Source organism: Microbacterium jejuense (assembly GCF_019511665.1).
GTDB lineage: Bacteria > Actinomycetota > Actinomycetes > Actinomycetales > Microbacteriaceae > Microbacterium > Microbacterium jejuense_A.
The window spans coordinates 41,355-52,584 of the sequence record NZ_JAEUAW010000022.1 but is presented as its reverse complement, the minus strand read 5'-3'; the positions used below and the strand labels follow the sequence as shown (position 1 = coordinate 52,584).

The window sequence follows — 11,230 nt, the reverse complement described above, 5'->3', positions numbered from 1 at the left end:
CCCCGCATCCGCCCGCCCCGCATCCCCGCCCGCTTCCGGCTCCGCTCCCGAAGACGCCGAAGCCCTCGGCATGGTGCCGGCCGGGCCCGGCATCCGGTCGCTCGCCTTCACGATCGACGCGGGCATCTGGCTGGTGCTGGCCTCGCCCGCGGTGGTCGGCGCCGTCATGCTGGCCATGGGCGACACGTCGTTCGTCGTGCCGCTGCTCCTGATCGTCGGCGCCGTGCTGCCGCTGCTGTTCGGTCTGCTGCAGCTCGTGCTGCACGGGCGCCGCGGCGTCACGGCGGGCAAGGCCTCGATGCGCCTGCGTTCCATCGCGGTGGACGACTGGGGGCGTCCCGGCTTCTGGCATGTCACGCTGCGCGCGCTCGTGCTGTGGGCGAGCGGGATCGTGCCGATCGTCGGACCGGCCCTGATGTTCGCGTCGGGCCTGTGGGATCCGCAGCGCCGGGGCCGCAGCATCCTGGACCGCGTCGGCGGATGCTGGGTCATCGACGCCCGCGCCGGCCTCGACCCGTTCGACGCCAAGGCCCTGCGCCATGCGCGGCGTGCGGCGGCGGGTCGCCCCGAGCAGAGCGAGAACCTGCCCTCGATGGCCAGCGACGCCGATGCCGCCGTCGCGCTGAGGATCCCGGGCGTCCGTTCGCGGGCCGGCGTCGTCGGGCCCGGCAGCACGGGTGCCCAGTGGGAAGCGGTGTCGGACGGGATCGACGCGAGCGTCATCGCCGCGGTGCCCGGCGGCGCGGCGACCGCCCACGCCGCGACGGGCCTCGTGACCGGGGCCCCCGGCGTCACGCCCGCGAGCCCTGCGGCTCCCGCCGGCCGTTCTGGCGAGTCGCCGCGAACGCCCGGAGCCCCGGCCGCCCCGGCCCCGACGCCTCGTCCCACCGAGTCGCCGGGATCAGCAGCTCCTGCCGCCGTTTCCGGCGAGTCGCCGAGAACGCCCGCCCCGGCCCCTGCCTCGGCCCCAGCCGCGACTCCGGCGAATCCGGGCACGGGACCTGTCGGCTCCCGCCGCGCGCAGGCGATGATCCGGTTCGACGACGGCTCCATCGTGCGCGTCCCGACGCGCGGCCTCATCGGCCGCGACCCCGAGCCGGCCGCAGGCGAGCAGGTCGAGGCACTCGTGCGACTGGACGACCCGCAGCGGCTGATGTCCAAGACGCACGCGGCGTTCGGCCAGGACGCCGAGGGTCTGTGGGTCGCCGACCGCGGCTCCCGCAACGGCACGCAGCTGGTGTCGCCCGGCGGCGACGTGGTCGACGTGCCGTCCGACCAGGCGGCGCGTGTGCCCCTGGGCTGGTCCGTGCAAGTGGGCGGAAGGTCGTTCGAACTCGTGGCGAGAGGTGCCGATTCGTGAAGCTGAAGCTGAGTCTGCGTCGAGGCGTGGGGTCGTCCGTCGACGTGCTCGTGACCGCCGATGCGACGGCGACCGTGCAGGACGTCGCGCGGGCCCTCGCCGACGGCGACGCTCTCGCGGCGCCCGGCGGCGTCAACGCGAGCGAGGTGCCGACGCTGCTGGTGGCGTCGCCGGCCGGCCAGCCGGTGCACCTGAACCCGGCCATGCCGATCGCCGACGCGCCCATCGGGTCCGGGTTCGACGCCTCGGTCGTCCCCGCGCTGGCGACGGGGATGGATGCCGCGGCCACCGCTGCCGTCATGCGCATCCACAACGGCCCCGACGCCGGCCGCACCATCCCCCTCCCCGCCGGATCGAGCATCATCGGTCGCGTCGCCCCCGCGCAGGTGCTGCTGGACGACCCGCAGGTCTCGAAGCGCCACGCCCGCGTCGACGTCGACCAGGGCATCGACCTCATCGACCTCAACTCGGCGAACGGCCTCATCGTCGACGGCGGCCTCGTGCAGCGCGTGCGCGTCCTGCCGGGGCAGCGCATCACGATCGGCTCCACCGAGGTGTCGTTCGCGCTCGCGCCGCGCGTGCAGACCGACGACTCGCTCGTGCTCGAGCGCGGCGGCGCGCTGATGTTCAACCGATCGCCGCGGGTCGAGGACCGCTACACGGGCCGCGAGTTCCGGCATCCGATCATCCCCAACGAAGCAGACCCGCGCATCTTCCCGTGGCCGATGATCATGGCGCCGGTGCTGCTGGGCCTCGGCATGTTCGCGTTCACCGGCCGCGCCACGTCGCTGCTCATCGTCGTGATGGCGCCGCTCATGATGCTCGGCAACTTCATCGGCCAGCGCACGCAGCAGGGCAAGAAGCTCGAGCTCGAGATCGAGACGTTCGAGACGCAGATCGACGAGCTCGAGCAGTCCCTCGAAGAGGAGGAGCGGCTCGAACGCGAGCGGCGCCGGGCCGAGGCGCCGGCGACCGCCACCATCTACGAGAACGCGATGTCGCTGGGGCCGCTGCTGTGGACACGGCGGCCCGAGCACTGGAACTTCCTCGGGCTGCGGCTGGGCGTCGGCACGGCTGCCAGCCGCAACACCGTCCAGGAGCCCAACGACCAGCGCGGCATCGCCCAGTACGCGCAGCAGGTGCGCGCGCTGCGCGATCGGTTCGCGCAGATCGACGACGTCCCGGCGATCGAGCTGCTGCCCTCGGCGGGCGCCATCGGCATCGCCGGACCCCGCGAGCTCGCCGCCGACGTCGTGCGGGGCCTCGGCGTCCAGCTGTTCGGCCTGCACGCGCCCAACGAGGTGGTCACGGCCGCCATCATCGACCCGGCCTGGACCGGCGACATGGAGTGGATGAAGTGGCTGCCGCACACGACCAGCCCGCGCTCCCCGTTCGCCGAGATGGCGCTCGCCGACAGCCAGTCCGCGGGGACGGCCCTGCTCAACGGGCTCGAAGAGGCGATCCTCGAGCGGCTGTCGGGCTCCGCGACGCGGCGCGGGCCGGTGTCCGAGAACGAGAGCTCGATGGCGCTCGGCAAGAGCGTCGGCGAGGGGCGTGACACCGGCGCCGTGGGCGACGTGTCGCTGGTCCTGTTCGTCACGCACGACGCACCGGTCGACAGGCCCCGTCTCACGCAGGTCATCGAGCGCGGACCGGATGCCGGCGTCTACACGATCTTCGTCGCCCCGACCGTCGAGTCGCTGCCGGCGGCGTGCCGCACGTTCATCGACGTCTCGAACGGCCTCGACGACGCGATGGTGGGCTGGGTGCGCGCCGGCGACCGGGCGCGCTCGGTGCAGGTCGAGGGCGTCTCGCGCGGGTACGCCGAGATCTTCGCCAAGCGCCTCGCGCCCGTGGTCGATTCGAGCTCGGTCGCGGCCGACTCGTCCGACCTGCCCGCCAGCGTCTCGATGCTGCGCCTCATCGGCACCGACATGGCCGCCGACCCGCAGGCCGCGATCGAACGGTGGCGGCAGAACAACTCCATCATCGACCGCCGCCGCGGTCCGCGGCCGCGCCTGAAGCGCGCAGGCACGCTCAAGGCCTACATCGGCCAGGGGAGCCCCGACGCGATGTCGCTCGACCTGCGCACGCAGGGTCCGCACGCGCTGGTGGGCGGCACGACCGGTTCGGGCAAGTCCGAGTTCCTGCAGGCATGGGTGCTGGGTATGGCGGCGGAGTACAGCCCCGACCGCGTCACGTTCCTGTTCGTGGACTACAAGGGCGGCTCGGCGTTCGCGGACTGCGTCGACCTGCCGCACACCGTCGGCCTCGTCACCGACCTGTCGCCGCACCTCGTGCGGCGCGCGCTGACGTCGCTGCGCGCGGAGCTGCACCACCGCGAGCACCTCTTCAACCGCAAGAAGGCGAAGGACCTCCTGGAGCTCGAGAAGCGCCAGGACCCCGATACGCCTCCGGCGCTCATCCTCGTGATCGACGAGTTCGCGGCGCTGGCCACCGAGGTGCCCGAGTTCGTGGACGGCGTCGTCGACATCGCCCAGCGAGGCCGGTCTCTCGGCATCCACCTCATCATGGCCACGCAGCGGCCGGCGGGCGTCATCAAAGACAATCTGCGCGCCAACACGAACCTGCGCGTCGCGCTGCGGATGGCCGACGCGGCCGACTCCAACGACGTCGTGGGCGACGCGGTGGCGTCGACGTTCGACCCGTCGCTGCCCGGCCGCGGCATCGCCAAGACCGGACCCGGCCGCCTCGTGCCGTTCCAGTCGGGCTATGCGGGCGGCTGGACGACCGACGAGCCCGACCGCGTCCAGGTGCGCGTGGCAGAGCTGCGCTTCGGCTCGGTGACGCTGTGGGAGAGCGACAGCGAGGGCGAGTCCGACACCCACGACGAGGACCTCGGTCCCAACGACCAGAAGCGCCTCGTGGCCAACCTGGTGGCGGCGGCGAAGGATGCCGGCATCCCGGCTCCCCGCCGGCCGTGGCTCGACGACCTCGCCACCACGATCGACCTGCGCGACCTGCCGATGGCGGGGGACGACCGCATCCCGCTGGGCCTCGCCGACATCCCGCAGCGCCAGCTGCAGGAGGCGGTGTTCTTCAGCCCCGACACCGACGGCCACATGCTCGTGTACGGCACGAGCGGTGCCGGAAAGTCCGCGGCCCTGCGCTCGATCGGCATCGCCGCCGGCGCCCGCCCGCAGTCCGGGCGCGTCGCCGTGTACGGCATCGACTTCGGCACCGGCGCGCTGCGCTCGCTCGAGACGATGCCGCACGTCGGGTCGGTCGTCTCGGGCGACGACGTCGAGCGCGTCCAGCGCCTGCTGCGCACCATCCGACAGATGCTCGACGACCGCGGCAAGCGGTTCTCGGAGGTCAATGCGGCATCGCTGAGCGAGTACCGCACCATCACCGGCGACATGAGCGAGCCGCGCGTCATCCTGCTGCTCGACGGCTTCGGCGTCTTCAAGCAGGACTGGGAGACCACGTCGGCCCGCGCGGCGTACTACGCCATCTTCATGCGCATCCTCGGCGAGGGCCGCCCGCTGGGCATCCATGTGGTGGCCACCGCCGACCGCTACGGCGCCGTCCCCACCGCAGTGAGCGCCAACGTCACCAAGCGCGTCGTGCTGCGCATGTCGGACGAGGGCGCGTACTCGATCCTCGGCGTCCCGAAGGACGTCCTGAACGAGCGCAGCGTCCCCGGCCGTGCCATCGTCGACGGCCTCGAGACGCAGATCGCGGTCATCGGCGGCACCACCAACGTCGCCGAGCAGAACGCCGCGGCCGAGCAGTTCGCCGCTGCGCTGCGCGCCGCCGGTGCGGTGGAGGCCCGCAACATCGGCTCGCTTCCGACCGAATTGGATGCCGCCACCCTGCCCGCCAGCATCGACGCCCTTCCCGTGCTCGGCATCGGCGACGACACGCTCGGCGCCCGGGGCTTCGAGCCCGTCGGCACCTTCGTCGTGGCCGGTCCGCCGCAGTCCGGCAAGACGACCGCCGTGCGCGGCATCGTGCGCGCGCTGCAGCGCTTCGACCCGAACGTGGAGCTGTTCCACTTCGGCGGGCGCCGCGCCGTGCTGCGCGACGACCGGCCGTGGCGCCGGTCGGCCATCGGCATCGAGGACGTCCGCACGCTGGCCAAGGAGCTCAAAGAGATCGTGGCCGACGAGACGGTGACCAGCCGCATCGCGATCGTCGTCGAGAACATCACCGAGTTCGGCGACAGCGATGCCGAGCGTCCGCTCAAGGAGCTCTTCCAGGCCATCAACCGCAGCGACCACTTCCTCGTCGCCGACGGCGACGTGACGCAGCTGTCGGGCGGCTACGGACTCATCGGCGAGCTCAAGGCCGGCAGGCACGGGATCGCGCTGCGCCCCGACAGCTACGACGGCGAGTCGCTCTTCAAGGTGCCGTTCCCGAAGGTGCAGCGCCACGAGTTCCCGCCGGGGCGCGGCCTGTTCGTCGAGAACGGCCGCTTCGTGACGGTGCAGCTGCCTCTGGTCGGCTGACTCGCGCCGATTCTTCGAGTGGATGCCGGCGGCCCGGGCCGCCGGCATCCACTTCTCCATGTCCGGGGCCGTGCGTGTTTGCCCGACCCCCGAAAGCCACGTATCATAGATCGGGTGTGCGCTCACGCGCGCCGTCCGACGTGCCTCGGCGTGTCGGCGGCCGGGCGGGCGCCGCATTCAGGGAACGGTCTGCGAACAGGCCACCCCCACGGCATACCCATCACGAAACGCACGGCGGATTCCTGTCGCGCCGGTGGGTCTGTGGTGAAACCACGACGCTGTCACCGTGCAGCACTATGAGGAGAGAACGTGCCAACTATTCAGCAGTTGGTTCGCAAGGGTCGCTCGCCCAAGGTCTCGAAGACCAAGGCGCCGGCACTGAAGGCGAACCCCCAGCAGGCGGGCGTCTGCACCCGCGTGTACACGACCACGCCCAAGAAGCCGAACTCGGCGATGCGCAAGGTCGCCCGTGTCAAGCTCCGCAACGGCACCGAGGTCACCGCGTACATCCCCGGTGAGGGTCACAACCTGCAGGAGCACTCGCTCGTGCTGGTCCGTGGCGGCCGTGTGAAGGACCTTCCGGGTGTCCGCTACAAGATCGTCCGGGGTGCGCTCGACACCCAGGCTGTCAAGAACCGTAAGCAGGCTCGCAGCCGCTACGGCGCGAAGAAGGGCTGAGTCAGATGCCTCGTAAGGGTCCCGCCCCCAAGCGTCCCGTCGCCAACGACCCGGTCTACGGCGCTCCGATCGTCAGCCAGCTGGTGAACAAGATCCTCGTCGACGGCAAGAAGTCGATCGCCGAGTCGATCGTCTACGGCGCCCTCCAGGGCGTCGAGGCGAAGAACGGCCAGGACGCCGTCGCCACGCTCAAGAAGGCGCTCGACAACGTGCGCCCCACGCTCGAGGTCAAGAGCCGCCGCGTCGGCGGCTCGACCTACCAGGTGCCGGTCGAGGTCAAGCCTCACCGCGCCAACACGCTGGCGCTCCGCTGGCTCGTGAGCTACGCGAAGGGCCGTCGTGAGAAGACGATGACCGAGCGTCTGCAGAACGAGATCCTGGACGCCTCGAACGGCCTCGGTGCCGCGGTCAAGCGCCGCGAGGACACCCACAAGATGGCCGAGTCGAACCGCGCCTTCGCGCACTACCGCTGGTAATCGGCGCGTTTCGTCTCGCTTCGCTCGCTCAACGACCGAACCCGGTCGTTGAGCGAGCGAGGAACGAGCGAGACGAAACGCCCCCTCGCCCTCCACAACATTAAGGACACCCCGTGGCACAAGAAGTGCTCACCGACCTCACCAAGGTCCGCAACATCGGCATCATGGCGCACATCGATGCCGGCAAGACGACGACGACCGAGCGCATCCTGTTCTACACGGGCGTCAACCACAAGATCGGCGAGACGCACGACGGCGCTGCCACCACCGACTGGATGGAGCAGGAGCAGGAGCGCGGCATCACGATCACGTCGGCCGCCGTCACCTGCTTCTGGGACAAGAACCAGATCAACATCATCGACACGCCCGGCCACGTCGACTTCACGGTCGAGGTCGAGCGGTCGCTCCGCGTCCTCGACGGCGCGGTCGCCGTCTTCGACGGCAAGGAGGGCGTCGAGCCCCAGTCCGAGACCGTGTGGCGTCAGGCCGACAAGTACGACGTGCCCCGCATCTGCTTCGTCAACAAGATGGACAAGCTGGGCGCCGACTTCTACTTCACCGTCGACACCATCATCAACCGCCTGAAGGCCAAGCCGCTCGTGCTGCAGCTGCCGATCGGCGCCGAGAACGACTTCGTGGGCGTCATCGACCTGGTCGAGATGCGCGCGCTGGTGTGGCCCGGCGACGCCAAGGGCGACGTGACGATGGGCGCGAAGTACGAGGTGCAGGAGATCCCCGCGGATCTCGCCGACAAGGCCGCCGAGTACCGCGAGAAGCTCCTCGAGACCGTCGCCGAGAGCGACGAGCACCTGCTCGAGAAATACTTCGGTGGCGAGGAGCTGTCGGTCGCCGAGATCAAGGGCGCCATCCGCAAGCTCACCATCTCGGGCGAGCTGTACCCCGTGCTCTGCGGCTCGGCGTTCAAGAACCGCGGCGTCCAGCCGATGCTCGACGCGGTCGTCGACTACCTGCCGTCGCCCCTCGACGTGCCCGCCATCGAGGCGCACGACCCGAAGGACGAAGAGAAGATCATCGAGCGTCACCCTGACCGCGACGAGCCGTTCACGGCTCTCGCGTTCAAGATCGTGTCGCACCCGTTCTTCGGCCGCCTGACGTACATCCGCGTGTACTCGGGTCACCTCGACTCCGGCGCCCAGGTCGTCAACGCGACCAAGGGCAAGAAGGAGCGCATCGGAAAGATCTTCCAGATGCACGCCAACAAGGAGAACCCGGTCGACTCGGTCACCGCCGGCCACATCTACGCCGTCATCGGCCTCAAGGACACCACCACCGGTGACACCCTGTCGGATGCCGCCAACCAGGTCGTCCTCGAGTCGATGACGTTCCCCGAGCCGGTCATCGAGGTCGCCATCGAGCCGAAGACCAAGGCCGACCAGGAGAAGCTGGGTCTCGCGATCCAGAAGCTGGCCGAAGAGGACCCGACGTTCCGCGTCGAGCAGAACGCCGAGACCGGCCAGACGGTCATCAAGGGCATGGGCGAGCTGCACCTCGACATCCTCGTGGACCGCATGAAGCGCGAGTTCAAGGTCGAGGCCAACGTCGGCAAGCCGCAGGTCGCGTACCGCGAGACGATCCGCAAGACCGTCGAGCGTCACGACTACACGCACAAGAAGCAGACCGGTGGCTCGGGCCAGTTCGCGAAGATCCAGTTCGCGCTGGAGCCCCTCGAGGTCACGGCCGACAAGACGTACGAGTTCGAGAACAAGGTCACCGGTGGCCGCATCCCGCGCGAGTACATCGAGCCGACCAACCAGGGCTTCCAGGACGCCATGAACGTCGGCGTGCTCGCCGGCTACCCCATGGTGGGCGTCAAGGCGATCCTCATCGACGGTGCCTCGCACGACGTCGACTCGTCCGAGATGGCGTTCAAGATCGCCGGCTCGATGGGCTTCAAGGAGGCGGTCCGCAAGGCGAACCCCGTCATCCTCGAGCCCCTCATGGCCGTCGAGGTCCGTACTCCCGAGGAGTACATGGGCGACGTCATCGGCGACCTGAACTCGCGTCGTGGCCAGATCCAGTCGATGGAGGACGCCCAGGGCGTCAAGGTCGTCCGTGCGCTGGTGCCGCTGTCCGAGATGTTCGGCTACATCGGCGACCTGCGCTCGAAGACCTCGGGCCGCGCCGTGTACTCGATGGAGTTCGACAGCTACGCCGAGGTTCCTCGCAACGTGGCTGACGAGATCATCCAGAAGGTCAAGGGCGAGTAACCCTTTTCTGTCGGGATGCCTCGGCGACGAGGCATCCCGACGGCACAACTTCACACAGAACCAACAGAACCGTCTCTACTAAGCTGGAGACATCCCCGTAGACGACCGACGCACACCAGCGTCCGGAACCTCTACACGAACGTCCTGAGGAGGACCCAGTGGCTAAGGCCAAGTTCGAGCGCACCAAGCCGCACGTGAACATCGGAACGATCGGTCACGTCGACCACGGCAAGACCACGCTCACCGCAGCTATCTCGAAGGTGCTCGCCGACAAGTACCCGTCGGCCACCAACGTGCAGCGCGACTTCGCGTCGATCGACTCGGCTCCCGAGGAGCGCCAGCGCGGTATCACGATCAACATCTCGCACGTCGAGTACGAGACCCCGAAGCGTCACTACGCTCACGTCGACGCCCCGGGTCACGCCGACTACATCAAGAACATGATCACCGGTGCCGCTCAGATGGACGGCGCGATCCTCGTGGTCGCCGCCACCGACGGCCCGATGGCTCAGACGCGTGAGCACGTGCTGCTCGCCAAGCAGGTCGGCGTCCCCTACCTGCTGGTCGCGCTGAACAAGTCGGACATGGTCGACGACGAGGAGATCCTGGAGCTCGTCGAGCTCGAGGTCCGCGAGCTGCTGTCGTCGCAGGACTTCGACGGCGACAACGCCCCCGTCGTGCGCGTCTCGGGCCTCAAGGCTCTCGAGGGCGACGAGCAGTGGACGCAGTCGATCCTCGACCTCATGGAGGCCGTGGACTCGTCGATCCCCGACCCGGTGCGTGACAAGGACAAGCCGTTCCTCATGCCCATCGAGGACGTCTTCACCATCACGGGCCGTGGCACGGTCGTCACGGGCCGCGCCGAGCGTGGCACGCTGGCCATCAACTCCGAGGTCGAGATCGTGGGTCTGCGCCCGACGCAGAAGACGATCGTCACCGGTATCGAGATGTTCCACAAGCAGCTCGACGAGGCCTGGGCCGGCGAGAACTGTGGTCTGCTCCTGCGCGGCACCAAGCGTGACGACGTCGAGCGCGGCCAGGTCGTCGTGAAGCCCGGTTCGGTCACCCCGCACACCAACTTCGAGGGCACGGCGTACATCCTGTCCAAGGAGGAGGGCGGCCGTCACAACCCGTTCTTCACGAACTACCGTCCGCAGTTCTACTTCCGCACCACCGACGTCACCGGCGTCATCACGCTGCCCGAGGGCACCGAGATGGTCATGCCCGGCGACACCACCGACATGACGGTCGAGCTGATCCAGCCGATCGCCATGGAGGAGGGCCTCGGCTACGCCATCCGTGAGGGTGGCCGTACCGTCGGCGCCGGCACGGTGACGAAGATCATCAAGTAAGTTCTTCGAACTGCTGCAGAGAGGGCCGCACCCGCAGGGGTGCGGCCCTCTTGTCGTGCTCGGCGGACTTCCGTTCGCGGCATCCCTCCCACCAGAATGTGACGTGACGCCGCACTCGGGGGCGAGAAGGAGTGAGCATGGGAATCGACGACATCGTCAACCAGGGCAAGGAATTCCTGGATCAGAACAAGGACAAGATCGACGACGTCCTCAAGTCTGAGCAGGCCGAAGGGATCAGCGACAACGTGCTGGACGCGGCCGCCGACTTCGTCAAGAAGGTGGCGCCCGACAGCATCGACCAGCACGTCGACGGCGTGCGTGACAGCGTCGACAAGGCCATCGGCAACGAGTGACCTGAGACAGTCGAAAGCGGCCCGGGGCGACCCGGGCCGCTTTCGCATTTCCTGAGCGGATCGTGATCGGGGCGTGACCGAGGCCGCTTGACGGCATACTCCGAACGCCGCTAGCTTGACCGTGGGCTATGTGCGTCCGGTGCAACTGGGGAGTTAACACCGGTGGGAACGCACACTTGGGGAGTCCGACCGGGAAACTCGGGGTCCCCTTGAGCTGACATCAGCGAGAAGGGGAAACCTTGATGTCTGGGTACTGGGGAAATGGACGTTCAGCGCGCACGGGAATCCGGCGCGGCCTGCGAGCGGCTCGG

At 69.1% G+C, this 11,230-nt stretch carries 7 protein-coding genes; all 7 read left to right on the top strand.

Features of this window, described 5'->3' with window-relative positions; translation table 11 throughout:
- Nucleotides 1-1,360: RDD family protein (locus JNB62_RS18380; protein WP_220302334.1), on the top strand; the 1,360-nt coding region annotated here is incomplete at its 5' end.
- Nucleotides 1,357-5,832: an FtsK/SpoIIIE domain-containing protein gene (locus tag JNB62_RS18375; protein ID WP_220302333.1), complete on the top strand. Its 4,476-nt coding sequence runs from the start codon at nt 1,357-1,359 to the stop codon at nt 5,830-5,832. The genes JNB62_RS18380 and JNB62_RS18375, both read left to right, overlap by 4 nt.
- 309 nt (nt 5,833-6,141) lie before the next feature.
- Nucleotides 6,142-6,510, top strand: a complete 369-nt coding sequence (rpsL, locus tag JNB62_RS18370; protein WP_018171438.1) for a 30S ribosomal protein S12 — start codon at nt 6,142-6,144, stop codon at nt 6,508-6,510.
- Nucleotides 6,511-6,515: 5 nt separating this feature from the next.
- On the top strand, nt 6,516-6,986 hold the full coding sequence (rpsG, locus tag JNB62_RS18365; RefSeq protein WP_220302332.1) for a 30S ribosomal protein S7: 471 nt from the start codon (nt 6,516-6,518) through the stop codon (nt 6,984-6,986).
- A 113-nt stretch (nt 6,987-7,099) separates the two neighbouring features.
- Nucleotides 7,100-9,214 (top strand): elongation factor G, encoded by a 2,115-nt coding sequence (gene fusA / locus JNB62_RS18360; RefSeq protein ID WP_220302331.1) that lies wholly within the window; start codon nt 7,100-7,102, stop codon nt 9,212-9,214.
- 158 nt (nt 9,215-9,372) lie between these two features.
- Complete coding sequence (tuf, locus tag JNB62_RS18355; protein ID WP_141892556.1) at nt 9,373-10,566, top strand: elongation factor Tu; 1,194 nt, start codon at nt 9,373-9,375, stop codon at nt 10,564-10,566.
- Between the two features lie 137 nt (nt 10,567-10,703).
- Nucleotides 10,704-10,919 (top strand): Rv0909 family putative TA system antitoxin, encoded by a 216-nt coding sequence (locus JNB62_RS18350; protein WP_220302330.1) that lies wholly within the window; start codon nt 10,704-10,706, stop codon nt 10,917-10,919.
- Nucleotides 10,920-11,230 lie beyond the last annotated feature (311 nt).

What these genes read in the sequence shown, in the direction of transcription:
- rpsG (WP_220302332.1), top strand. Translation starts at nt 6,516, where the DNA reads ATGCCTCGTAAGGGTCCCGCCCCCAAGCGTCCCGTCGCCAACGACCCG.
- JNB62_RS18350 (WP_220302330.1), top strand. Translation starts at nt 10,704, where the DNA reads ATGGGAATCGACGACATCGTCAACCAGGGCAAGGAATTCCTGGATCAG.